The following is a 23069-nucleotide window of genomic DNA, read 5'->3' on the forward strand; positions in this document are numbered from 1 at the left end:
CAATGGAAGCCGCTCTATAGGGCGACATGAAACATCCTGAGATATTCACGCGCCGCTCTTGCCTTTAGCCAAGCCAGTGCGTGGTGAGCGTGCTTATAATGCGGCGCAAAAAAGATCGCTGGAGACGAGAGATGTTGTTACGCGGCCTGACCTGGCTGGTGCTGTTTCAATTGCTCGGCACTGCCCTCAATCATTTGTTCATCCCTGTGTTGCCCGGCCCGATCATCGGGTTGTTGCTGCTGTTGGCCTTTCTGATCGTGCGCGGCCAGGTTGGCGAGCCTTTGAGCCAGGCAGCCAGCGGTCTGTTGCGCTACCTGCCGTTGTTGCTGGTGCCGCCCGCCGTGGGGGTGATGGTCTACGCCAGTGACATCGCCGCCGATTTTTGGGCGATTGTCGGCGCGCTGGTGCTGTCACTGCTGTTGTCGATGGCGTTCGTGGGCGTGCTGATGCAGCGCTTGCTCAAGCGTCATCAGTCTGCGGAGGAACGGCCATGACCCTGGAATGGCAAGGCGCCTGGCAAGCCGTGATCCACCATCCGCTGTTCGGCATTGGCATCACCCTGGGCGCTTACCAACTGGTGCTGGCGGCGTTCGAAAAAACCCGCTGGATTTTCCTGCAACCGGTGTTGGCCTCAATGCTGCTGGTGATCGGCGTGCTGCTCAGTTGCGGCCTGAGCTACGACGAGTACCGCAAAAGCACCGACATCCTGAGCATCCTGTTGGGCCCCGCCACGGTGGCGCTGGCCGTCCCGCTGTACCTGAATTTGCGAAGAATCCGCCAACTGTTCTGGCCCATCTTTACTACGCTGGTGATTGGGGGCGTGTTTGCGACCGGCCTGGTGGTGTTGCTGGGTTGGTGGTTCGGCACTGAGCACATGGTGCTGATGACCCTGGCGCCCAAGTCGGTGACCTCGCCCATTGCCATGCTGGTGGCTGAGCAAATCGGCGGTGTCGCTGCGTTGGCGGCAGTGTTTGTGCTGATTACCGGGGTCATTGGTGCGATTGTCGGGCCGGGCCTGCTGAGCCTGTTGCAGGTTCACAGTGCCGAAGCGCGGGGCATGGCGCTGGGCATGACGGCTCACGCAGTCGGAACCTCCGTGGCCTTGCAGGAAGGCGAAGAGTGCGGCGCTTTTGCGGCGTTGGCGATGAGTTTAATGGGTGTGGGCACGGCGGTCTTTTTGCCGCTGGCCGTCAGCCTTGTGGTGTAAGGACGTAGACATGACATTGCCGTTGTTTCCTCTCAAGACTGTGCTCTTTCCCGGTTGTGTACTGGATCTGCAAATTTTTGAGGCGCGATACCTCGACATGATTGCCCGCTGCATGAAGCAGGGCACCGGTTTTGGGGTGGTGTGCATTCTGGAGGGCAGTGAAGTGGGCGACGCCCCCGACGACATTGCCCTGATCGGGTGTGAAGCACTGATCCGCGACTTTCAGCAACAGGAGAATGGCCTGTTGGGCATACGGGTCGAAGGCGGGCGACGCTTTGGGGTGCTGAGTGCAGAACGCCAGCGTGACCAGTTGCTGGTAGCGGAGGTTGAGTGGCTGGACGAAATCCCCGAGAAACCGCTTGAAGAGGAAGATCAGGATTTGCTGGCGCTGCTCAAGGCGCTGGCCGAGCACCCGATGGTGGCGGCCCTGAACATGAGCACCGAAGTCGAGGGGCAGCAGTCGCTGGCCAATCAACTGGCCTATTTGCTGCCTTTTGCCGAGGAGGACAAGTTACAACTGCTGCAAGTCGATGACCCCCAGCAGCGTCTGGATGGCATTCAGGTGCTGCTGGACGAAATGCAGGGCGATTCTCAAGGCGAAACCCTCAATTGATCCTCGCCCCACGCGGGGTGTTAGTACGCGTAGCGCAGCAGCTCTTTGGACATGTGCGCCAGCATGAAAAAGCCGTACAGCGCCGTGCTGGCGGGCAAAATCAGCCACCAGACTTTCTGCGGGACGGGGCTCAGCGGCATGAAGCGTTGGCACAGCGCCAGTCCAAACGCATTGACCGTGATCGCCAGTAGCGCGCCCGCCATGATGTCAGTTGGCCAGTGAGCGCCGAGGTACACCCGCGACATGGCGACCGTGATCGCCAGCAGGCAGCCCAGTAGCACCCACGTGATGCGCATGCGCTGAGGTTGCTCGCGCCCGGCCAGAATTGCCAGCGCGACAAAGAACGCAAACGCGCCGGAGCTATGGCCGCTGGGCATGCTGTAACTGGTCAGCGGATCCACCAACACGTCAGGGCGCACCCTGGCGAAGAACAGCTTGGTGAAAGTGTTGGCCAACGCAGTGAACAGCGTCACCCCGCCGAAAAAAATCATCGCGCGCCATTGCCGGGTCAGCAGCAGGATGATGCACACCAGCGCCGCCGTCAGAAACTGGGTGCGGAAGTTGCCGATCTGCGTCACCAGCACGGCGGCCATGTCCATGGCGCTGCTGCGATGCTCTTGCACCAGCGCAGAAATGCCCTGATCCAGAGCCGTCATGTACGGGTAGCCGATGAACACCGCCAGCAGCAGCACCAGGCTCAGGGCGCCGATCAGCAAGGTCGCTTTGGATTGGCGCCGAACGCTGGCGTTGATGCTCAGCCCCAGCAACCCCGCCAGCCCGACCGCGACAATCGCCGCTTGGGGCCAGAAGCCTTCAGGTAATGGCAAGCGGATCGCGGCGCCGGTCGCCCAACCAGGCAGCAGATACGCCACCGACCAGCCGATGCCGGCCAGCAGGCTGACCCCGATAAAGCGCGGGACGGGCATGTCGCACATCCCTGCGACCATGGGCAGCATGGGCCGTAGCGGGCCGATGAAGCGCCCCACGAGCAGGCTGACGATGCCGTACTTGTGAAAGTAACTTTCAGCGCCGTTCATCCACTCGGGGTGGGTGCGCAATAAAGGCAAGCGCCGAATGTTTTGATGGAAGCGTCTGCCCAGCGCATAAGACACGACATCCCCGAGCAGTCCGCCGAGAAACCCCAGCAGCAAGGTTTCGCCCAGTGACAAGGCACCGCTGCCCGCCATGACGGCGATTGCAAACAGCAGCACGGTGCCCGGCACAATAATCCCGGCAATGGCCAGGCATTCAACGCACGCCACAATAAACACCGCAAGGCCCAGCCACTGCGGGTTGGCTGTCAGCCAGCCAGTTACGCTATCGAGCCATGGGCCCATGTTTCAATTTCCTTTTGATCGTCGGTTAAATCGTTCGGGCAGTGGCAATCACGGGTGATCCAGGATCACGTAGTCCTTGCCTTCAACCTGGCCGCGTCGCAGCGGGTTACGCGTGCAATACGCAGCGTAGTCAGCGTCGACAAAGCGGTACATCAGGTGTTCATCCCGCCCGTGGGGGATGCCCAGGCGTGTGGTTTGAATCACCTGCGAGGGTTGTTGTGCGACGTCATCGACCCGTAAACGTTCGGGGTCGAAACATTTTGCATCCCATTCAGGCACTTTTAGACCCAGCGCCTTACACAGCAATGTTTGCCCGGCGCAGAGCTTGTGGTCGGGTCGCGGGCGGCCCTGCGTGTCAGGATTGTTGCGCTGCATGAGCGCCAGGCTGTCCGGGCCGCACAGCTCGTCGACCCACGGGTAGGCCGATTTGATCAGGACGGCATTGCCCGGGCCGTGGGCGCTGAAGTTCAACGAGTCGCCGCCGCGAGCGTAGTACATATAAATGTGCCCGCCATCAAGAAACAGCGCCCTGCGCTTTTCGGTGTAACCCAGTGAGGCATGGCTGCCTTTGTCGACGCAGTAATAGGCTTCGGTTTCGATAATCCGCGCACTGAGCCACTGGTCGTTGACCCGGTGACGAATGACTTTGCCCAAAAGTTCGCGGGCAACGCGTTGGGCATCACGGTCGAAAAAGGCATCCGGCAGCATCGTAGGCATCTTCAGGGCTATCACATCAGTGGCGCAAAGGGCGCAGATCATAGCAAGACCTGCTTAATCCGCGCTGAACGCTGTGTATTTGCAGTCCATTTCGACCATCCGCCTGCCACCGCTGTGCGTGAGGCGGCTTGACCGCTATAATCGGCCGCTTTCCTCTCTGCCAAGACCATTGAGACCATGACTGAGTCCGTTCTTGACTACATGACCCGTTTGGGTCGCGCTGCCCGTGAAGCTTCCCGTGTGATTGGCCGTGCCAGCACCGGGCAAAAAAACCGTGCCTTGCTGGCGGCTGCCGCTGCATTGGACGCTGCGCGACCGGAACTCACCGCCGCCAATGAGCAGGATCTGGCGGCGGGCCGGGCCAATGGTCTTGAACCCGCCATGCTGGAGCGTCTGGCCCTGACCCCGGCGCGCATTGACGGCATGATCGTCGGTCTGCGGCAGGTGGCCAGCCTGCCGGATCCGGTCGGCGCCATTCGTGACATGAGCTACCGGCCTTCGGGAATCCAGGTGGGCAAGATGCGCGTGCCGCTGGGCGTGGTTGGCATCATCTATGAGTCGCGTCCCAACGTGACCATCGACGCCGCGAGCCTGTGCCTGAAGTCCGGCAATGCCACCATTTTGCGCGGCGGCTCCGAAGCCATTCACTCCAATCGGGCGATTGCCGCCTGTATCCAGCGAGGTCTGGCCGAGGCCGGGCTGCCGCCGGCGGTGGTGCAAGTGGTTGAAGTGACCGACCGCGCGGCTGTCGGCGCGTTGATTACCATGCCCGAATACGTGGACGTGATCGTCCCCCGTGGCGGCAAAGGCTTGATCGAACGTGTCAGCCGTGATGCGCGGGTGCCGGTGATCAAGCACCTGGACGGCATTTGCCATGTGTACGTCAGTGCTCATGCCGACCTGCCCAAGGCCCGGCGCATTGCGTTCAACGCCAAGACCTATCGCTACGGTATTTGCGGGGCGATGGAAACGTTGCTGGTGGATCAGGCCGTCGCGGCAGAGTTTTTGCCTGCCATGGCCGAGGAGTTCCGCGCCAAGGGTGTCGAGCTGCGCGGGTGTGAACGTACTCAAGCGCTGATCGACGTGGTGCCGGCCACTGAAGACGACTGGCACACCGAATACCTGGACGCGATTCTGTCGATCCGTATTGTCGACGGGCTGGACGCGGCCATTGAGCACATCAATCACTACGGCTCCCATCACACCGACTCGATTGTCACCGAACATCAGGGCGACGCCCGGCGTTTCATGGCCGAAGTGGACTCCAGTTCGGTCATGCTCAACACCCCGACCTGCTTCGCTGATGGATTTGAATACGGATTGGGTGCGGAGATTGGCATTTCTACTGATAAGCTGCACGCCCGCGGCCCGGTGGGGCTCGAAGGTCTGACCTGCGAGAAGTACATTGTGGTCGGTGACGGACAGCTGCGCGGTCAGGAGCCGGTCTGACTTGATCGACCTTGAAGCGGCAGTGGAGGCACCGATGAACGACGCGTTACCCCGGCGCATAGGTGTGTTGGGTGGAACCTTCGATCCGGTGCACATCGGGCATTTGCGCGGCGGGCTGGAAGTGGCAGAGATGATGGGGCTCGACGAGCTGCGTCTGACACCCAATGCCAGGCCGCCTCACCGTGACACGCCGCACGTGTCTGCGCACGACCGTCTGGCGATGGTCGAGTGCGCCGTCGAAGGTGTGGCTACGCTGGTGGTGGACGCCCGGGAACTGCAACGGGACAAACCGTCCTACACCATCGACACCCTGGAACTGATGCGGGCCGAGCTGGCCGCGCAGGACCAGTTGTTTTTATTGCTGGGTTGGGACGCGTTTTGCGGCCTGCCTACATGGCACCGCTGGGAAGAGTTGCTCCAGCATTGCCATATCCTGGTGCTACAGCGCCCGGATGCCGACAGCGAACCGCCGGATGCCTTGCGCAACCTGCTGGCAGCGCGCTCGGTAAGCGACCCGCTGGCCCTGAAAGGGTCGAGCGGACAGATTGCATTCGTCTGGCAGACACCGCTCGCGGTTTCCGCCACCCAGATCCGTCAACTGCTGGCCAGCGGTAAGTCGGTACGTTTCCTGGTGCCCGACGCGGTCCTGGCCTACATCGATGCGCACGGACTGTACCGTGCGTCGAACTAAAAAGGCGTGTTTCAAGGCGCGATAACAACGTGTATTGAAACACCCGAACATACGAGCAAAACGAGTTTTATATGACTAACAAAGATGTAAGCAAAGTTAAGCGCAAAGGCACGTTCAAGAGCGCCCCTCTGCCGGAAAAAGCCCAACCGACCGAAATCCTGAAAGGCGAAGAGCTGGTCAAAGTGGCGGTGACGGCCCTGGAAGACGTCAAGGCCCAAGACATTCAAATCATCGACGTGCGCGAAAAGCACAGCATCACTGACTTCATGATCATCGCCACCGGTACTTCGAACCGTCAAATCGGCGCGATGCTGGACAAGGTCCGCGAAGCGGTCAAAGCGCTGGGCGTCAAGCCGTTGGGCGAAGAAGGCAAGGGCGACAGCGACTGGGTTCTGCTGGACATGGACGACGTGATCGTTCACATGATGACCGCCAGTGCGCGCCAGTTCTACGACCTGGAGCGTCTGTGGGCCGGTGCTGAGCAAAGCCGTGCAGGCAGCGCTGCTCACCACAGCCCGGAAAACACCCACGAGCATTTCCTCAAGCTCAACAAAGACCAAGAGTAAGGGTTAGCTGTGCGCCTGCGTTTGATCGCTGTCGGTTCGCGTATGCCTAAATGGGTGGAAGAAGGCTGGCATGAATATGCCAAGCGTCTGCCATCCGAGCTGGCCCTTGAACTGGTGGAAATACCGCTCAACACCCGCGGCAAAAATGCCGACGTGGCCCGCTTCATCCGTCAGGAAGGCGAGGCCATGCTGGCCAAAGTCGGTCCGGGTGAGCGTATTGTCACGCTGGAAGTGCATGGCAAACCCTGGAGTACCGAGCAGCTGGCGGTCGAGCTGGACCGCTGGCGCCTGGACTCGCGCACGGTGAACTTCATGGTGGGCGGCCCTGAAGGGCTGGCGCCGGAAGTCTGTGCACGGGCTGATCAGCGCTGGTCGCTGTCGCCGTTGACGTTGCCGCACCCGTTGGTAAGGATTCTGATTGGTGAGCAGTTGTATCGCGCCTGGACGGTTTTGTCCGGGCACCCTTATCACAAATAGTCAGCGTCCCGAATGTCTCAGCCAATTCGCCTCAAAGACCACGAGAAAGACGCACGCCTTGTGCGCAGCCGCGTTGTGGTCGGCGCAATTGTGGTGGTGGCGCTCATTTGTGCGCTGATTGCGCGCCTGTACTACCTGCAAGTTGTGCAGTACGAGTACCACTCGACCCTGTCTGAAAACAACCGGGTGCACGTGCAGCCCATTCCCCCGACGCGTGGCCTGATTTTCGACCGCAACGGTGTGGTGATCGCGGACAACCGGCCCAGCTTCAGCCTGAGCATGACCCGCGAACGTTCCGGTGACTGGCAGCAAGTGCTCGATGTGATCGTCGAAGTGTTGCAGCTCACGCCAGAAGACCGTGCCTTGTTTGAAAAGCGCATGCGGCAGGGGCGTCGGCCATTCGAGCCGGTGCCCATTCTGTTTGAGCTCACCGAAGAACAGATCGCCCGGATTGCCGTGAACCAGTTCCGCCTGCCCGGGGTTGAAGTGGTCGCGCAACTGGTGCGCCACTACCCGCAGGGCGCGCATTTTGCGCATTCGGTGGGCTATATGGGGCGGATCAACGAGAAAGAGCTTAAAACCCTCGATCCCGTGAATTACAGCGGCACCCATCACATCGGTAAAACCGGCATCGAACGCTTCTATGAGGCTGAGCTGCACGGTCAGGTGGGTTACGAAGAAGTCGAGACCAACGCCCGTGGCCGGGTGTTGCGTGTGCTCAAGCGCACGGACCCGATCCCCGGCAAGGACATCGTGCTCAGCCTCGACATCAAATTGCAGGAAGCCGCCGAAGAAGCGCTGGCCGGGCGCCGTGGTGCAGTGGTGGCGTTGAATCCGAATACTGGCGAAGTACTGGCGATGGTCAGTCAGCCGAGCTTCGACCCCAACCTGTTTGTCACCGGCATCAGCTTCAAGGCGTATGCCGAGTTGCGCGACTCGATCGACCGCCCGCTGTTCAACCGCATCCTGCGCGGCCTTTACCCGCCGGGCTCGACCATCAAGCCCGCGGTGGCGATTGCCGGGCTCGACAGCGGCGTGATCACCGGTTCGTCGCGGGTCTACGACCCCGGCTACTACATGCTGCCCAATTACGATCACAAGTACCGTAACTGGAACCGCAGCGGTGATGGCTATGTGGATTTGGACACGGCGATCATGCGTTCCAACGACACTTACTTTTATGACCTGGCTCACAAGCTGGGCATTGATCGTCTGTCCTCGTACATGAACCAGTTCGGCATCGGCCAGAAAGTCTCGCTCGACATGTTCGAAGAGTCCGCAGGCTTGATGCCGTCCCGCGAGTGGAAGCGGGCGACGCGGCGGCAGGCCTGGTTTCCGGGCGAAACCCTGATTCTGGGGATTGGACAGGGCTACATGCAGTCCACGCCGTTGCAACTGGCGCAAGCGACTGCGCTGATTGCCAGCAAAGGCAAATGGATCCGTCCGCACCTGGCCAAGACCATCGAGGGCGTGCCGCCCGTTGACCCGAACCCGATGCCGGACATCGTGCTGCGCGACCCGTCCAACTGGGCCAAGGTCAGCCATGGCATGCAGCAAGTGGTGCATGGCGCCCGCGGGACTGCCCGTGTGGCGGGCGTGGGGGCGCAATACCTGATCGCTGGCAAAAGCGGTACGGCGCAGGTGGTGGCGATCAAGCAGGGCGAAAAATATGACCGTTCCAAGGTTCAGGAACGCCACCGCGACCACGCGTTGTTCGTTGGTTTCGCCCCGGCCGACAACCCGCAAATTGCGGTCTCGGTCATGATTGAAAACGGTGAGGCGGGCAGCCGCGTGGCTTCGCCGGTCGTGCGCAAGGTCATGGATGCCTGGTTGCTGGATGCACAAGGCAAGCTCAAACCTGAGTACGCCAGCCCTTCAAAGGCGGAGGTTACGGCCCGTGATGAGTAATTTTGATCGCATGCTCTCCAGTGAGGATGTGATGCGTCGACGTGCCTCGCTGTTGCAGCGTTTGCACATCGATGGCCCGCTGCTGATTCTGCTGTTGACCCTGGCGGCCGGCAGTCTGTTCGTTCTGTACTCGGCCAGCGGCAAGAGCTGGGACCTGCTGAGCAAGCAGGCCACCTCGTTTGGTATCGGTCTGGTGTCAATGTTCATCATTGCCCAGCTTGAACCCCGGTTCATGGCGCGCTGGGTGCCGATTGGTTACCTGATCGGCGTGCTGCTGCTGGTGGTCGTGGACGTCATGGGCCACAACGCCATGGGGGCCACGCGCTGGATCAACATCCCGGGGGTGATCCGTTTCCAGCCTTCGGAATTCATGAAGATCCTGATGCCAGCGACCATCGCCTGGTACCTCTCCAAGCGCACCTTGCCCCCGCAGCTTAAACACGTGGCGATCAGCCTCATGCTGATTGGCGTGCCCTTTGCGTTGATTGTGCGTCAGCCCGACCTCGGTACTGCGCTGCTGGTACTGGCGGGCGGCGCGTTTGTGCTGTTCATGGGCGGGCTGCGTTGGCGCTGGATTCTCAGCGTGCTGGCGGCCACGGTTCCGGTGGCCGTCGCCATGTGGTTTTTCGTGATGCACGACTATCAAAAGCAGCGCGTGCTGACCTTCCTCGACCCTGAAAGCGATCCGCTGGGCACCGGCTGGAACATCATTCAGTCCAAGGCCGCCATTGGTTCGGGCGGTGTGTTTGGCAAAGGCTGGTTGCTGGGCACCCAGTCACACCTGGACTTCCTGCCTGAAAGCCACACCGACTTCATTATTGCGGTGATGGGCGAAGAGTTCGGCTTGGTGGGCATTTGCGCATTGCTGCTGATTTATCTGCTGTTGATTGGTCGTGGCCTGGTGATTACGGCCCAGGCGCAGACGCTGTTCGGCAAATTGCTGGCCGGCAGCCTGACCATGACGTTTTTTGTTTATGTTTTCGTCAACATCGGTATGGTCAGTGGCCTGTTGCCGGTGGTGGGCGTGCCATTGCCGTTCATTAGCTACGGCGGAACTTCGCTCGTTACGCTGCTGTCAGCGTTTGGGGTTTTGATGTCGATCCACACGCATCGCAAGTGGATCGCGCAAGTTTGATTAAGGTGAAGAATTCAATGCAAGTAATGCGTGGCTGGGCTGCTCGATACGCGTCCTGGGTAGGCCTGTTAGGTCTGTTCGGGGCGGCGCAAGGCGCAGTGGCCGGCGACTATGAAGGCTCGCCCCAGGTGGCTGAGTTTGTCGGTGAGATGACCCGCGATTACGGGTTCGCCGGTGAACAGCTGATGGACGTCTTTCGCGAGGCTCAACGCAAGCAGAGCATCCTTGATGCCATTTCGCGTCCGGCCGAGCGCGTGAAGCAGTGGAAGGAATACCGCCCGATCTTCATTTCGGATGCCCGCGTGGCGCGCGGTGTCGATTTTTGGCGTGAGCACGAAGCCGTGCTGGCCCGTGCCGAGCAGGAATATGGCGTACCGGCGCAAGTGATTGTCTCGATCATTGGTGTTGAAACCTTCTACGGCCGTAACACAGGGAGCTACCGGGTAATCGACGCGCTGTCGACCCTGGGCTTCGATTACCCGCCGCGTGCTGAATTCTTCCGCAAAGAACTGCGCGAATTTCTGCTGCTGGCCCGCGAGGAGCAGGTCGACCCGTTGACCCTTAAAGGTTCGTACGCCGGTGCGATGGGCTTGCCGCAATTTATGCCGAGCAGCTTTCGCGCCTATGCCGTGGACTTTGATAACGACGGCCACATTAATATCTGGAGCAACCCGGACGACGCCATCGGCAGTGTTGCCAGCTACTTCAAGCGCCATGGCTGGGTAGCGGGCGAGCCGGTGGTCATTCGGGCTGATGTGCAAGGCGATCGCGCCGACGAAGGGTTGACCCAAGGCATCGAGCCGGTGAAAACGGTCGGGGAGTTGCGAGCGCTGGGGTGGTCGAGTCATGATGCGCTGCGTGACGACATGCCGGTCACCGCCTTCCGTCTCGAAGGCGAAAACGGCCCTGAATACTGGATGGGCCTGAAGAATTTTTATGCGATTACGCGTTACAACCGTAGCGTGATGTACGCCATGGCAGTGCACCAACTGTCCGACCTGCTGGTTCAAGCACGGGGCAACAAGTAATGCCGTTTCTAGCGATCCGTACACCGTTGAAAGTTGCTGCCTGCGCCGCCGTCGCGTTGCTGGTGGTGAGTTGCTCCAGCAGTCGTTCCACCGCGCCGCAGCAAAAGTCGGCCCCGGTGGTCCGCGCCACGCCCGGTCTGGACATCAACCGGGCACACAAGGACGGCGCGCCGTGGTGGGACGTAGACGTCTCGCGTATCCCCGATGCGACGCCCACCCTGCACACCGGGCCGTACAAAGCCAACCCGTATACCGTGCTGGGCAAGACCTACTTCCCGATGCAAGAGTCCAAGACGTACGTGGCGTCAGGTACGGCATCCTGGTACGGCACCAAGTTTCACGGTCAGAACACTGCCAATGGCGAGGTGTATGACCTGTACGGCATGAGCGCAGCGCACAAAACCCTGCCGCTGCCCAGCTACGTCAAAGTGACCAACCTGGACAACGGTAAAGCCGTGGTGCTGCGGGTTAATGACCGTGGCCCGTTCTATTCGGACCGCATCATTGACTTGTCCTACGCGGCGGCCAAAAAGCTCGGCTACGCCGAAACCGGTACGGCGCGGGTCAAAGTCGAAGGCATCGACCCGCAGCAGTGGTGGGCGCAGCGCGGTCGTCCTGCGCCGCTAATGCTCAATGAGCCGAAAATGGCCCAGAATGCCCCCGGACCAACCATTGCCACGGGCAAGGTCGAGCAATGGACGCCGCCTGCGCAGCAACACGCCACGGATGTGGTGCCGGTGCCGCGCATGGCCAACGGGCAGGGCACGTATTTGCAGGTCGGCGCCTTTGCCAACCCGGATGCCGCAGAGTTGCTTCGTTCCAAGCTCAGTGGCATGGTCAGTGCCCCCGTATTTATTAGCTCGATTGTGCGCAATCAGCAGACCTTGCACCGTGTGCGGCTGGGGCCGATTGCCTCGGCCGGCGAAGTACAGCAAGCGCAAAACAGCGTGCGACTGGCCAATTTGGGCCAGCCAAGCGTTGTGACATCGGATCAGTAACACTGATTAACGCGTTGGGCCCCGAAGGTTCGGGGCCCAAACGCAGTTGCAGCGACAAAGAACAAAAGCCCTGTGAGGGCCGTGCCTGCAACTGAATACGCGACAGCCCCTCTAAGGGCTGTCAGAACAGTTTTGCCCGCGAGGGTAAGTTTCCATCAACAATTTCGAGAGACGGATGAACATCACCACCTTTGCCAAACGCCTGTGCCTGCTTGTCCCGCTGATCATTACGCCTGCCGCCTGGGCAGCCGAAATGATGCCGTCGCCGCCACAGCTTGCCGCCAAATCCTACGTACTGATGGATGCCAGTAGCGGCAACGTGCTGGTTGAAAACAATGGCGACCAGCGCCTGCCCCCGGCCAGCCTGACCAAACTGATGACCGCGTACATTGCGACGCTGGAAATCCGTCGTGGCCAGATTGGCGAGAACGATCCGGTAACGGTCAGCGAGAACGCCTGGCGCACCGGTGGTTCGCGCATGTTCATCAAGGTCGGCACCCAGGTGTCGGTCAGCGATCTGCTGCACGGGATCATCATTCAGTCGGGCAACGACGCCAGCGTTGCATTGGCTGAGCACATTGCCGGCAGTGAAGACGCTTTCGCGGATCTGATGAACAAGACCGCAGCCGAGCTGGGCATGACCAATAGTCACTTCATGAACCCGACCGGTCTGCCAAACCCTGATCACTACTCGTCGGCGCATGACATGTCGCTGCTGGCCCGCGCGATCATCCACGAAGACCCGACTCACTACGCGATCTACTCGCAGAAAGAGTTCTTCTGGAACGGCATCAAGCAGCCTAACCGCAACCTGTTGCTGTGGCGCGACAAGACCGTTGACGGCCTGAAAACCGGTCACACCGATGAAGCCGGCTACTGCATGGTGTCTTCGGCAGTGCGTGACGGCATGCGTTTGATCGCCGTGGTGTTCGGCACCAACAGCGAAGCGGCCCGTGCGGCCGAAACGCAAAAACTGCTGACCTACGGTTTCCGCTTCTTCGAAACCCAGACCTTCTACCAGAAAGGCACCGAGCTGGCTCAGGCTCCTGTCTGGAAAGGCACCACGAGCCAAGTCAAAGCCGGTCTGGCCAACGACCTGACACTGACCCTGCCTAAAGGCCAATTGAAAAAGCTGGCCGCAAGCATGACCATGAACCCGCAACTGATGGCGCCCATCGCCAAAGGTGACGTGATCGGTAAGGTTGAAGTCAAACTCGACGATAAAGTTGTTCACAGTGCGGACTTGATCGCACTTGAGCCGGTTGAGGAAGGTGGCATTTTCCGCCGCGTGTGGGATAGCATCCGTCTATTCTTCTACGGGTTGTTCAACTGATTGCACCCACCTGTGTGACCCTGCGCTTACCCGGCGCGGGGTCATGTCTGTAGTTCCGGGCTTACGAGGCCAATACGCCATGAGCGATAACGAAGTAAAGGCGCCAAAGATCGAATTTCCTCAAACCGATTACCCGGTTAAGGTGATCAGTGACACAGGTGTGGGTAACAAGGACAAAATCCTCGTGATCGTGCGAAAACACGCAACGATCAACGACGAGCGTATTGACGAACGCCAGAGCACCAACGGCAAGTACACCACCATCCAGCTGCACATTGTGGCCACGGATCAGGACCAGCTGTACAACATCAACAGCGAACTGCGGGCCACTGGCTTCGTTCACATGGTGTTGTGATGTCGCGGGCCCTGGGTTTTCGCGAGTTGGCGTTGCTGGATTACGAGCCCACCTGGCTGGCCATGCAGCGTTTCACTGACCAACGCAAAGACCGGCCCGAGACGCAAGACGAGATCTGGCTGGTGGAGCATCCGCCAGTATTCACCCAGGGGCAGGCCGGCAAGGCCGAGCACCTGCTGCTGCCGGGTGATATCCCGGTGGTCAAATCAGATCGCGGCGGGCAAGTGACGTATCACGGGCCCGGCCAGTTGGTTGCCTACCTGATGCTGGATGTGCGGCGTCTGGGCTTTGGGGTTCGCGAACTGGTCAGCCGGATGGAGCGCTGCCTGATCGAGCTGCTCGCCAGCTATGGCGTAAGCGCACACGCCAAGCCCGATGCGCCCGGCGTGTATGTGAATGGCGCGAAAATCGCCTCACTGGGCCTGCGGATCCGCAATGGCTGCTCTTTCCACGGCCTGGCCCTGAATGTGGATATGGACCTGGAACCGTTTCGACGGATTAACCCCTGTGGCTACGCGGGGCTGGCGATGACCCAGTTGCGCGACCATGCAGGCCCGATTGAATTTGCCGAGGTGCGTGCCCGGCTGCGCGCGCAGCTCGTCAAACACCTCGACTATGCTGAGCAGACGACCCTGACGGGCGGAATCGATTGATATGACTACTGCGCAAGACGCTGTTGAAACCCTGATCCCTACGCTGGACATCTCTGAACGTGCAGCCCGCGCCAGCGAGGCCCGTTCCAAGGTTGAGACCGGCGTCAAGCTGCGCGGTGCCGAAAAGGTGGCGCGTATCCCGGTCAAAATCATTCCGACCACCGAATTGCCGAAAAAACCTGACTGGATTCGGGTGCGCATCCCGGTTTCCCCGGAAGTCGACCGTATCAAGCAACTGCTGCGCAAACACAAACTGCACAGCGTTTGCGAAGAAGCGTCCTGCCCGAACCTGGGTGAGTGCTTCTCGGGCGGTACTGCCACCTTCATGATCATGGGCGACATCTGCACCCGTCGCTGCCCGTTCTGCGACGTCGGCCATGGTCGACCCAAGCCTCTGGACGTCAATGAGCCACAAAGCCTGGCCATCGCCATTGCTGACCTGGGCTTGAAGTACGTGGTCATCACCTCGGTGGACCGTGATGACCTGCGTGACGGCGGTGCCCAGCACTTTGCCGATTGCATCCGCGAGATCCGCAAGCTGTCACCCAACGTGCTGCTTGAAACCCTGGTGCCCGACTACCGTGGCCGCATGGACGTAGCGCTGGACATCACGGCCGCCGAGCCGCCTGACGTGTTCAACCACAACCTTGAAACCGTCCCGCGTCTGTACAAGGCGGCGCGTCCGGGTTCCGATTACCAGTGGTCGTTGACGTTGCTGCAGCGCTTCAAGCAAATGATGCCGCACATCCCGACCAAATCCGGCCTGATGCTGGGCCTTGGCGAAACCGATGAAGAAGTCATCGAAGTGATGAAGCGCATGCGCGAGCACGACATCGACATGCTGACCCTTGGCCAGTACCTGCAACCGTCGCGCAGCCACTTGCCGGTTCAGCGTTTTGTGCACCCGGACACCTTCGCCTGGTTCGCCGAGGAAGGTTACAAAATGGGCTTCAAAAACGTTGCTTCCGGGCCGTTGGTTCGTTCCTCGTACCACGCGGATGAGCAGGCCAAGCTGGTCAAGAACATGCTGGTCAGTGAGTAAAACCATGAACAGCCGGTTCACCGCGCAGGTGTCTGACAAGGCCCACGGCGCGGTGCCCGCGCTGCGTGCTGGCGGGGTGATCGGCCTGATCGCCCCGGCTGGCCCCGCCGAACTCGATCTTCACCTTGCCACCCAATGGATACAGGCACGCGGTTATCAACTGCGGGTTTTTCCGGGGGTATGGGAAAAAGACGGCTACCTGGCCGGCGCTGATGCTATCCGTTTGCACGATTTGCACGACGCCTTTGCCGACGACAGCATCGACGCGATTTTGTGCATGCGCGGCGGCTATGGCAGCCCGCGTTTGCTCGATGGCATCGACTTCGAACTCCTGAAGCGCCATCCCAAACCTTTTATTGGCTACAGCGACATCACGGCGCTGCATCTGGCCATCACCCGTTATGCAGGCTTCGTGACCTTTCACGGGCCGATGCTGAACGCCGACCTGCTGGGCAATAAGCAGGCGCCCACTGAATCCTCCCTGCTGGACATGATCAGTGGCCGGCAAGGCGCCGTTCTGACCCATCCCGCCGCGTTTGCGTTGACCACCGTGGCGCCGGGCGTGGCCAGCGGACGGTTGCTGGGCGGCAACCTGGCCATGATCTGCGGCACGCTTGGCACCGCATTCGAGCTGGACGCAGACGGCATCATTTTGTTCATTGAAGACGTCAACGAACCGCTGTACCGGATTGACCGTCTGCTGACCCAACTGCGGTTAGCGGGCAAGTTGGCGCGGGTTCGGGGTGTGTTGGTGGGGGATGTGGCCGGAGTGGACACTCAGGCGTTGATGCGGCTGATCGGGCAGGAGCTTGGGCCGCTAGGGGTGCCTGTACTCGCGGGATGGCGCAGCGGGCATTGCGACCCCAACCTGACCTTGCCAATGGGCGCGCTCGTGCGTCTGGATGCAGATAACCAGCAGTTGGTGTTAGAGCAGGACGTCGTTTCGTTCGCGCCTTGACCCTCTCCCGGCGGGAGAGGGGTGGCGCAGGCCGTTTATTGTTGGCGCAAACTTTCCAGCAACTTATGCGAAGGGTAGCCATCCGCGGGCCAGCCGAGCGCTTGCTGCGCGCTGCGAATCGCCTTGCGGGTGTTTGCCCCGATGATGCCATCAGCCTTGCCCGCGTCGTAGTTGCGGTTGCTCAGCAGGGTTTGCAGCTCGACACGTTCGCTGCGACTCAACGGGCGGTCATCCTTGGGCCAGTCCCCTTTGATGATGCCACCACCGTTGAAGCGCTCAGACAGCAGGCCCACCGCCAGCGCATACGACGAAGAGTTGTTGTAGCGCAGGATGGCCCTGAAGTTATCCAGCACTAAAAATGCCGGTCCCCGGTATCCGGCGGGCAGCAACAACGTGGCGCTCAGTTGTTCTGAACCGCTGTCGGTCTCAGGCACCCGAACCCCAAGCGCTTGCCACTCGCTGACACTTTTACGAACGGTTCCGTCAGCCAGCGCGTAGTCAAACCCGCTCGGCAGGTTCACTTCAAATCCCCAGGGCTGGCCTTGCTTCCAACCGGAGCTTTGCAGGTAGTGAGCCGTGGAAGCCAGCGCGTCAGCCGAACTGTTCCAGATGTCCCGACGGCCATCGCCGTCGAAATCCACCGCGTGGGTTTCATAGGTGGTGGGGATGAACTGGGTCTGGCCCATCGCGCCTGCCCATGAACCGAGCATTTTCTCGGGCGAAATATCGCCTTCCTGGATGATCTTAAGGGCAGCGATCAGTTGGCTCTGGGCGAATTCCGGGCGGCGGCCTTCATACGCCAGGGTGGCCAGGGAGCGGATCACCGATTTGTTGCCTTGAAAAGTGCCGAAGTTGCTTTCCATGCCCCACACCGACACCAGTGCCTTGCGGTCCACGCCGTAGCGCTCTTCGATACGACTTAGCAGGTCGGCATTTTGCTCAAGCAATCGCTGGCCATTGCGCACGCGCAGCGGCGAAAGGGCGCCTTCGAGGTATTCCCACACTGGGCGGCTGAACTCGGGCTGGCTGCGATCAGCCTTGATGACGCCCATGTCGGGGGTGATGTCTTTGAAGGCGTTATCGAAAACCAGCGGGTTGATCCCGGCCTTCAGGGCTTGCGCACGGAAGTTGGCTTGCCATTCGCTGAAGCTTTGGGCGGGCTGGATTTCAAGGGTGTCTGCAACGGGAGCGCTGGTGGTCACCGCGGGCGAGGGAGGCGTCACAGGCAGGGGTTGAGCATCGGCTGCGGTGGGTTTCTCTGCGCAGGCGACTAAAAGGATGACGCTGGAAGCAGCAATCAGTTGGCGCATCGGCCAACGGCGTTTATGACTTAAGGGCATGCGCAGGTCCAGGTAATGCGAATCAGATGCAGACCTTAACATTCCCGCCGTCAGGCAGCCAGAAAGTAAAAAGCCTCCCGGTCTCTCGACTGGAAGGCTTCGCGGCGGTAGCTGCCTTTGCCTTTGGCGGGGCGTTCCTGGCGGCTGCGGAACAAGGGTTGGGTGACGATGGATTTGGCCTTGTTGGGGCGTTTGCTCATGGCAATGACTCTCGCTGGGTTGAACAGGCGCAAATCATCGGCCAGATTGTTTGATCTGTCCAGCGTCGTTACGTGCAGGCGTTGACTGGCTGTTTCGTGCTTTTACAGCGGCCACTCAGGCTGGTTGGTTATTCCGCTGGCAAGTTCAGACGTTGCCCACACATCAGCAGCGTCAATCGGCTGAGGCTGCTCCAGGCCGAACCTGCCGCCTGACCCTTGATCTGTGCGTCGATGCGTTGCGCGTCCATTAAGAGCTGCGCCCAGCGCTGAGCTGAATAACGTTGCAAGGCTTTGCTCATCAGCGGTTTGCGTTTGTCCCACACCGGCGGGCGTGCCTGGCTGAACGCCTTGTCCAGCGGAATGCCCTGGCTGTATTGCAACGCAATGTTGGCCAAGACCCGCAGCTCGCGAGCCAGCGCCCAGAGGATCACGGGCGGCTCGACGCCTTCACCGCGCAAGCCTTCGAGCATGCGCAATGCATGGGCAGCCTCACCATTAAGCACCGCATCCACCAGCCCGAACACATCGAAACGCGCACTGTCGGCGACCGCGGCCTGCACGGTCTCGACCGTGATCTGGCCTTCTTCAGCCATCAGTTTGAGCTTTTCGATTTCCTGAGCGGCTGCCAGCAAGTTGCCTTCTACCCGTGCGGCGATCAATTCCACAGCATCATGGGTCGCCGCCAGCCCCGCTTGCGACAGCCGCTGGCGAATCCATTGCGGCAATTGATTGGCGTCCACCGGCCAGATCTGTACGAACTGTGTGTGCGCCCCCTCCACCAGCGCCTTGCCCCATTTGGTTTTCTGCGCACTGCCATCGAGTTTTGGCAGGCTGATCAGCAGCAGGGTGTCGTCTGCGGGTCGCGAGCAATATTCGATGAGGGCTGCCGCGCCTTTGTCGCCGGGTTTGCCGGAGGGCAATCGCAGCTCCAGCAAGCGTTTTTCGGCAAACAACGACATGCTTGCGCCAGCCTGCAGCAATGAACCCCAGTCAAAACTGGCGTCAGCACTGAACACTTGGCGTTCATCAAAACCTTGTTGGCGAGCGGTGCTGCGGATGGCGTCTGCGGCTTCCTGACACAACAGCGGGTCGTCGCCGCTGATGATGTAGACGGGCGACAGGCTGCCTTGCAGGTGTTTGGCGAGTTGGGCGGGGGCGAGTTTCATAGGACTTGATAGATGACGGGGCGCCTGAGCGCCCCGTATACCTTATTGCTCAGGAACTTCGAGGGGCGACTGCTGAGGAATCGCATCTTGTGCCTGACGCGCAGCTTCGATGGCCTGGGCTTCAGCCCGAGCTTTCTCGTCAGCCACTTGTTGCAGCTTGGCCAGTTGTTCCGGAGTCAGCTGCTCCAGGCGCAGCACCATTTGTTGCACCAGTTCACGGCGCAGCTCGGTGCTGATCATGGACGCTTCCTGGCCAGAACCGGTGATGTTGCTGCTGTCTTGCAGGTAGACCTTGTGCACTTCGATCTTGTTGTTGAGCAACGGCAAGTTGTGCTCGCCACGGATCTCGTAGTTCAGCACTTTGGTCAATTCGTATTCGACCGAACCGCCATTGCCCGCATAGCTGGCAGCGCGCTGGCTGTCTTGCTCGTTGGTGAGGATCAGGTGGTAAGGCGCAGCAGCGGTGATTTTCACGCCGCTGTTTTCCAGCACTTGTCGCAACTCACGCACGGTATCGCCGTAAGCATTACGGGCTGTGACGTCGAGTTCGGTAATCGACAGCTGATTGGTGCCGGTGCCGCGCAGCTGAAAGCCGCAGGCGCTCAGCAAGACTGCGAGGCCCATCACCAGCAAGTTGCGTTTGATCATGTGTTGCTCCCCTTGAAACCAGATGGACCGACGAAGCGGCCCGGAAGGTTTTGTTGGGCGCCCGCGCACGAGGCGGGCGCCTGTTCCAATTTAGCTGGCGACGATATTAACCAGTTTGCCCGGCACGACGATCACTTTGCGGATGGTCAGGCCTTCGGTGAAACGCAGCACGTTTTCGTTGATCCGGGCCGCCGCTTCGATGTCTTCACGGCTGGCGCCGGCAGGCATTTCGATCTGGCCGCGCAGTTTACCGTTAACCTGAATCACCAGTTGCAGCGTGTCCTGAATCAGCGCGCTTTCGTCGAGCGTCGGCCACGGTGCGTCGATGATGGCGCCGATGTGACCCAGCTGATTCCACAGCTCGTGGCTGATGTGCGGGGTGATCGGGGCCAGCAACAAGGCCACGGTTTCCAGACCTTCTTGCAACAGGGCGCGGTCTTGTTCGGTGGCCTGCGGCGCTTTTTCCAGCACGTTCATCACGGTCATCACTTGCGCGACGGCGGTGTTGAATTTGTGGTGCTGGCCCACGTCCTGGCTGGCTTGCTTGATGGCCTGGTGAATGGCGCGACGAATGACTTTTTGCTCGTCATTCAGCGTGCCGATGTCCAGTGCGCCGGGCAGGCCCTGGCTAACGTGCGCATGCGCCAGGCGCCAGACGCGCTTGAGGAAGCGGTGCGAGCCTTCAACGCCGGAGTCCGACCATTCGAGGCTGGCGTCAGGTGGCGACGCGAACATCATGAACAGGCGGCAGGTATCGGCGCCGTATTGCTCGATCATGTATTGCGGGTCAACGCCGTTGTTCTTGGACTTGGCCATTTTTTCAGTGCCGCCAATCTCAACCGGCAGGCCGTCGCTGATCAGCTTGGCGCCAATGATTTTGGCCTTGCTGTCACGCTCCAGCTCGACGTCTGCCGGGTTGAACCAGGTCAGGGCGCCGTTGGCTTCGCGACGGTAATACGTTTCGGCAATCACCATGCCCTGGGTCAGCAGGTTCTTGAACGGCTCGTTGGAGCTGACCAAGCCTTCATCGCGCATCAGTTTGTGGAAGAAGCGCGCATACAGCAGGTGCAAGATCGCGTGTTCGATACCGCCGATGTATTGGTCAACCGGCAGCCAGTGATCGGCGGCGGATTTTTCGACCAGACCGCCTTCGTAGTGAGGCGAGGCGTAGCGCGCGTAGTACCACGACGACTCGACAAAGGTGTCCATGGTGTCGGTTTCACGCTTGGCCGGGGCGCCGCATTTCGGGCAGCTGCATTCGTAGAACTCAGGCATGCGGGCCAATGGCGAGCCGGCGCCATCGGGTACGACGTCTTCAGGCAATACAACCGGCAATTGGTCTTCTGGCACCGGAACGTCGCCACAGCTGTCGCAGTGAACGATCGGGATCGGGCAACCCCAATAGCGCTGACGGCTGATGCCCCAGTCGCGCAGGCGGAACTGGGTGCGCGACTGGCCCAGACCTTTGGCGGTCAGGGCTGCTTCCATTGCCGCAAAGGCTGCGTCGAAATCCAGGCCGTCAAATTCGCCGGAATTGATCAGTGGGCCGTGTTCGTTGTAAGCGTCCTGCCAAGGCGCAGGGGAGGCGTCGCCCGCACTGGTGCGCACGACCGACTTGATCGGCAGGTCGTATTTGGTGGCGAATTCGAAATCGCGCTCGTCGTGAGCAGGAACGGCCATGACTGCGCCGTCGCCGTAGTGCATCAACACATAGTTGGCGACCCACACCGGGAGCTTTTCACCGGTCAGCGGGTGCAGGACGAACAGCGAGGTCGGCAGGCCCTTTTTCTCTTGGGTAGCCATGTCGGCTTCAGCCACGCTGCCGCCTTTGCATTCAGCGATAAACGCTTGCAGCTCGGGGTTGGACTGTGCCGCCTGGGTGGCCAGCGGGTGCTCGGCTGCCACGGCCACATAGGTGGCGCCCATCAGGGTGTCGGGGCGGGTGGTGAAGACCTTGAGGGTGCCCTGCTCGCCGATGGAGTCGACGTCGTAAGGGAACTGGACTTCCATGCCGCGGGATTTGCCGATCCAGTTGCGCTGCATGGTCTTGACCTGCTCAGGCCAGCCCGTCAGCTCGTCGAGGCTTTCAAGCAGCTCATCGGCATAGGCCGTGATCTTGAAGTAGTACATCGGGATTTCGCGTTTTTCGATCAGCGCGCCCGAACGCCAGCCGCGGCCGTCGATCACTTGCTCGTTGGCCAGAACGGTCTGGTCCAGCGGGTCCCAGTTCACGGTCCCGTTTTTGCGGTAGATCACGCCTTTTTCGAACAGGCGCGTGAACAGCCATTGTTCCCAGCGGTAGTAGTCCGGCTTGCAGGTGGTGATTTCACGCGACCAGTCAACCGCCAGGCCTAGGCTGCGCAACTGGGTCTTCATGTATTCGATGTTTTCGTACGTCCACTTGGCCGGTGCGACGTTGTTCTTCATCGCGGCGTTTTCAGCCGGCATGCCGAAGGCATCCCACCCCATAGGTTGCAGTACGTTCTTGCCGAGCATGCGCTGGTAACGGGAGATCACGTCGCCGATGGTGTAGTTACGCACGTGCCCCATGTGTAGCTTGCCGCTCGGGTACGGGAACATCGACAGGCAGTAGTAGGTTTCCTTGCCTGGATCTTCGCTGACTTCGAAGGACTTTTGGTTGTCCCAGAATGATTGGGCGGCGGCTTCTATTTCACGGGGCTGATATTGTTCGTGCATGGCTACTTGTACTGATAAAGGGTGGCCTAATCCTCTTCAACATACGGCCGGCTATTGTGTTGCCCGGTCAAGTTGGAGTAGGGGTTACAGGAAGCCCCGTAGCATACATGACCCCACTCTATCGAGGGAAACCCTGATTGCCTCGTCCTTCCGTTGGTCGCTGCACCTCACCGGTTTTGTGCACGCGACTAAGCTTGCTCAAAGGGGAGATCGATATCCTTCAATGAGGTGAGCGGATGGCAAGAACGCAACGCAAAGCGACAACGTCACAGGTGTATGAGCGTCTGATCAATCGTTTGGACGTGGCTCTCGATTCAGCGCAAACGGCAGTGCAATTACGTAACGAACACCCTGCCGAAGTGGAATTGCGAGGTTTGAGTCATGCTGAACTGGAGTTGATTAACGCGTATTTAAACCGGAGCGAACGCGAGGTGGATAGACGTTCGCATGGCAGCAGTCATGTGCAGGAAACCCCGTCGGCAGCCAATGTCATCTGGCTGAAGGACCGGGTCAAGCAAGCCAAGGGCTAGGGCGACTTTTTACGTCGTGAG

At 60.2% G+C, this 23069-nt stretch carries 24 protein-coding genes; 17 read left to right on the forward strand and 7 right to left on the reverse strand.

The window, feature by feature from the left end; translation table 11 throughout:
- Positions 1–131 precede the first annotated feature (131 nt).
- From IF654_RS03680 to IF654_RS03690, 3 genes are read left to right on the forward strand one after another with little or no spacing between them, the layout of a single operon-like run.
- Positions 132–494, forward strand: a complete 363-nt coding sequence (locus tag IF654_RS03680) for a CidA/LrgA family protein (protein WP_047273491.1) — start codon at positions 132–134, stop codon at positions 492–494.
- On the forward strand, positions 491–1207 hold the full coding sequence (locus IF654_RS03685; RefSeq protein ID WP_047273492.1) for an LrgB family protein: 717 nt from the start codon (positions 491–493) through the stop codon (positions 1205–1207). The genes IF654_RS03680 and IF654_RS03685 overlap by 4 nt, the downstream gene beginning before the upstream one ends.
- A 10-nt stretch (positions 1208–1217) precedes the next feature.
- The gene (locus IF654_RS03690) at positions 1218–1820 is read left to right on the forward strand and encodes an LON peptidase substrate-binding domain-containing protein (protein WP_094987850.1); all 603 of its coding nucleotides are present in this window, start codon (positions 1218–1220) and stop codon (positions 1818–1820) included.
- A gap of 20 nt (positions 1821–1840) precedes the next feature.
- On the opposite strand, the gene IF654_RS03695 is transcribed toward IF654_RS03690, so the two are convergent.
- On the reverse strand, positions 1841–3157 hold the full coding sequence (locus tag IF654_RS03695; RefSeq protein ID WP_194862759.1) for a bifunctional DedA family/phosphatase PAP2 family protein: 1317 nt from the start codon (positions 3155–3157) through the stop codon (positions 1841–1843).
- A 48-nt stretch (positions 3158–3205) separates the two neighbouring features.
- Complete coding sequence (locus IF654_RS03700; RefSeq protein ID WP_094987860.1) at positions 3206–3874, reverse strand: DNA-3-methyladenine glycosylase; 669 nt, start codon at positions 3872–3874, stop codon at positions 3206–3208.
- A 177-nt stretch (positions 3875–4051) separates the two neighbouring features.
- On the opposite strand from IF654_RS03700, the gene IF654_RS03705 reads away from it, so the two are divergent.
- The 13 genes from IF654_RS03705 (at position 4052) to IF654_RS03765 (ending at position 16467) form a co-directional block, all read left to right on the forward strand.
- The gene (locus tag IF654_RS03705) at positions 4052–5323 is read left to right on the forward strand and encodes a glutamate-5-semialdehyde dehydrogenase (RefSeq protein ID WP_094987851.1); all 1272 of its coding nucleotides are present in this window, start codon (positions 4052–4054) and stop codon (positions 5321–5323) included.
- 34 nt (positions 5324–5357) lie between these two features.
- Positions 5358–6014, forward strand: a complete 657-nt coding sequence (nadD, locus tag IF654_RS03710; RefSeq protein WP_047274255.1) for a nicotinate-nucleotide adenylyltransferase — start codon at positions 5358–5360, stop codon at positions 6012–6014.
- Positions 6015–6085: 71 nt separating this feature from the next.
- On the forward strand, positions 6086–6580 hold the full coding sequence (rsfS, locus tag IF654_RS03715) for a ribosome silencing factor (RefSeq protein WP_047273497.1): 495 nt from the start codon (positions 6086–6088) through the stop codon (positions 6578–6580).
- 9 nt (positions 6581–6589) lie between these two features.
- The gene (rlmH, locus tag IF654_RS03720) at positions 6590–7057 is read left to right on the forward strand and encodes a 23S rRNA (pseudouridine(1915)-N(3))-methyltransferase RlmH (protein WP_003444191.1); all 468 of its coding nucleotides are present in this window, start codon (positions 6590–6592) and stop codon (positions 7055–7057) included.
- A 12-nt stretch (positions 7058–7069) separates the two neighbouring features.
- Entirely contained in the window at positions 7070–8965 is a 1896-nt protein-coding gene (mrdA, locus tag IF654_RS03725; protein ID WP_047273498.1) for a penicillin-binding protein 2, read from the forward strand.
- A 31-nt stretch (positions 8966–8996) separates the two neighbouring features.
- Positions 8997–10100, forward strand: a complete 1104-nt coding sequence (gene rodA, locus IF654_RS03730) for a rod shape-determining protein RodA (protein WP_047274257.1) — start codon at positions 8997–8999, stop codon at positions 10098–10100.
- Positions 10101–10105: 5 nt separating this feature from the next.
- Positions 10106–11128, forward strand: coding sequence for a lytic murein transglycosylase B (gene mltB / locus IF654_RS03735; protein ID WP_371058246.1), 1023 nt, complete (start codon positions 10106–10108; stop codon positions 11126–11128).
- Positions 11128–12126 (forward strand): septal ring lytic transglycosylase RlpA family protein, encoded by a 999-nt coding sequence (locus tag IF654_RS03740; RefSeq protein ID WP_047273500.1) that lies wholly within the window; start codon positions 11128–11130, stop codon positions 12124–12126. The genes mltB and IF654_RS03740 overlap by 1 nt, the downstream gene beginning before the upstream one ends.
- A 175-nt stretch (positions 12127–12301) precedes the next feature.
- Positions 12302–13459 (forward strand): D-alanyl-D-alanine carboxypeptidase family protein, encoded by a 1158-nt coding sequence (locus IF654_RS03745; protein WP_047273501.1) that lies wholly within the window; start codon positions 12302–12304, stop codon positions 13457–13459.
- A 79-nt stretch (positions 13460–13538) separates the two neighbouring features.
- Positions 13539–13814, forward strand: a complete 276-nt coding sequence (locus IF654_RS03750; RefSeq protein WP_047273502.1) for a DUF493 domain-containing protein — start codon at positions 13539–13541, stop codon at positions 13812–13814.
- Complete coding sequence (lipB, locus tag IF654_RS03755; RefSeq protein WP_047273503.1) at positions 13814–14467, forward strand: lipoyl(octanoyl) transferase LipB; 654 nt, start codon at positions 13814–13816, stop codon at positions 14465–14467. The genes IF654_RS03750 and lipB overlap by 1 nt, the downstream gene beginning before the upstream one ends.
- Before the next feature lies 1 nt (position 14468).
- On the forward strand, positions 14469–15509 hold the full coding sequence (gene lipA, locus IF654_RS03760; RefSeq protein ID WP_047279119.1) for a lipoyl synthase: 1041 nt from the start codon (positions 14469–14471) through the stop codon (positions 15507–15509).
- A gap of 4 nt (positions 15510–15513) precedes the next feature.
- Entirely contained in the window at positions 15514–16467 is a 954-nt protein-coding gene (locus IF654_RS03765) for a S66 peptidase family protein (RefSeq protein ID WP_194862758.1), read from the forward strand.
- 35 nt (positions 16468–16502) lie between these two features.
- On the opposite strand, the gene IF654_RS03770 is transcribed toward IF654_RS03765, so the two are convergent.
- The 5 genes from IF654_RS03770 to leuS form a co-directional block, all read right to left on the reverse strand.
- Positions 16503–17807, reverse strand: coding sequence for a lytic murein transglycosylase (locus IF654_RS03770; protein ID WP_194862757.1), 1305 nt, complete (start codon positions 17805–17807; stop codon positions 16503–16505).
- A 50-nt stretch (positions 17808–17857) separates the two neighbouring features.
- Positions 17858–18007 carry an alternative ribosome rescue factor ArfA gene (gene arfA, locus IF654_RS03775; protein ID WP_047273507.1) on the reverse strand — a complete coding sequence of 50 codons (150 nt, stop codon included), beginning with the start codon at positions 18005–18007 and terminating at the stop codon, positions 17858–17860.
- Between the two features lie 128 nt (positions 18008–18135).
- Positions 18136–19173 (reverse strand): DNA polymerase III subunit delta, encoded by a 1038-nt coding sequence (gene holA, locus IF654_RS03780; protein ID WP_047273508.1) that lies wholly within the window; start codon positions 19171–19173, stop codon positions 18136–18138.
- 42 nt (positions 19174–19215) lie between these two features.
- Positions 19216–19821, reverse strand: a complete 606-nt coding sequence (locus IF654_RS03785; protein WP_047273509.1) for an LPS-assembly lipoprotein LptE — start codon at positions 19819–19821, stop codon at positions 19216–19218.
- A 90-nt stretch (positions 19822–19911) separates the two neighbouring features.
- A complete protein-coding gene (gene leuS / locus IF654_RS03790; RefSeq protein ID WP_083334248.1) occupies positions 19912–22518 on the reverse strand; it encodes a leucine--tRNA ligase in 2607 nt (868 codons plus the stop codon).
- Positions 22519–22754: 236 nt separating this feature from the next.
- Here leuS and IF654_RS03795 point away from each other — a divergent pair, with 236 nt between their 5' ends.
- Positions 22755–23048 (forward strand): hypothetical protein, encoded by a 294-nt coding sequence (locus IF654_RS03795; protein ID WP_047279117.1) that lies wholly within the window; start codon positions 22755–22757, stop codon positions 23046–23048.
- The last annotated feature ends 21 nt before the right edge of the window (positions 23049–23069 follow it).

Origin of the sequence: Pseudomonas lundensis, from assembly GCF_015377145.2 — a bacterium.
GTDB classification, from domain to species: Bacteria; Pseudomonadota; Gammaproteobacteria; order Pseudomonadales; family Pseudomonadaceae; genus Aquipseudomonas; species Aquipseudomonas lundensis.

Excerpts from the sequence above, each read along its gene's own strand:
- IF654_RS03765 (WP_194862758.1), top strand. The coding sequence starts at position 15,514 with ATGAACAGCCGGTTCACCGCGCAGGTGTCTGACAAGGCCCACGGCGCG.
- lipA (WP_047279119.1), top strand. The coding sequence starts at position 14,469 with ATGACTACTGCGCAAGACGCTGTTGAAACCCTGATCCCTACGCTGGAC.
- IF654_RS03750 (WP_047273502.1), top strand. The coding sequence starts at position 13,539 with ATGAGCGATAACGAAGTAAAGGCGCCAAAGATCGAATTTCCTCAAACC.
- IF654_RS03795 (WP_047279117.1), top strand. The coding sequence starts at position 22,755 with ATGGCAAGAACGCAACGCAAAGCGACAACGTCACAGGTGTATGAGCGT.
- rsfS (WP_047273497.1), top strand. The coding sequence starts at position 6,086 with ATGACTAACAAAGATGTAAGCAAAGTTAAGCGCAAAGGCACGTTCAAG.
- IF654_RS03785 (WP_047273509.1), bottom strand. The coding sequence starts at position 19,821 with ATGATCAAACGCAACTTGCTGGTGATGGGCCTCGCAGTCTTGCTGAGC.
- IF654_RS03680 (WP_047273491.1), top strand. The coding sequence starts at position 132 with ATGTTGTTACGCGGCCTGACCTGGCTGGTGCTGTTTCAATTGCTCGGC.
- IF654_RS03685 (WP_047273492.1), top strand. The coding sequence starts at position 491 with ATGACCCTGGAATGGCAAGGCGCCTGGCAAGCCGTGATCCACCATCCG.
- nadD (WP_047274255.1), top strand. The coding sequence starts at position 5,358 with ATGAACGACGCGTTACCCCGGCGCATAGGTGTGTTGGGTGGAACCTTC.
- leuS (WP_083334248.1), bottom strand. The coding sequence starts at position 22,518 with ATGCACGAACAATATCAGCCCCGTGAAATAGAAGCCGCCGCCCAATCA.
- mrdA (WP_047273498.1), top strand. The coding sequence starts at position 7,070 with ATGTCTCAGCCAATTCGCCTCAAAGACCACGAGAAAGACGCACGCCTT.
- IF654_RS03695 (WP_194862759.1), bottom strand. The coding sequence starts at position 3,157 with ATGGGCCCATGGCTCGATAGCGTAACTGGCTGGCTGACAGCCAACCCG.
- IF654_RS03690 (WP_094987850.1), top strand. The coding sequence starts at position 1,218 with ATGACATTGCCGTTGTTTCCTCTCAAGACTGTGCTCTTTCCCGGTTGT.
- rodA (WP_047274257.1), top strand. The coding sequence starts at position 8,997 with ATGCGTCGACGTGCCTCGCTGTTGCAGCGTTTGCACATCGATGGCCCG.
- IF654_RS03770 (WP_194862757.1), bottom strand. The coding sequence starts at position 17,807 with ATGCCCTTAAGTCATAAACGCCGTTGGCCGATGCGCCAACTGATTGCT.
- IF654_RS03740 (WP_047273500.1), top strand. The coding sequence starts at position 11,128 with ATGCCGTTTCTAGCGATCCGTACACCGTTGAAAGTTGCTGCCTGCGCC.
- holA (WP_047273508.1), bottom strand. The coding sequence starts at position 19,173 with ATGAAACTCGCCCCCGCCCAACTCGCCAAACACCTGCAAGGCAGCCTG.
- IF654_RS03745 (WP_047273501.1), top strand. The coding sequence starts at position 12,302 with ATGAACATCACCACCTTTGCCAAACGCCTGTGCCTGCTTGTCCCGCTG.
- arfA (WP_047273507.1), bottom strand. The coding sequence starts at position 18,007 with ATGAGCAAACGCCCCAACAAGGCCAAATCCATCGTCACCCAACCCTTG.
- lipB (WP_047273503.1), top strand. The coding sequence starts at position 13,814 with ATGTCGCGGGCCCTGGGTTTTCGCGAGTTGGCGTTGCTGGATTACGAG.
- IF654_RS03700 (WP_094987860.1), bottom strand. The coding sequence starts at position 3,874 with ATGCCTACGATGCTGCCGGATGCCTTTTTCGACCGTGATGCCCAACGC.
- IF654_RS03705 (WP_094987851.1), top strand. The coding sequence starts at position 4,052 with ATGACTGAGTCCGTTCTTGACTACATGACCCGTTTGGGTCGCGCTGCC.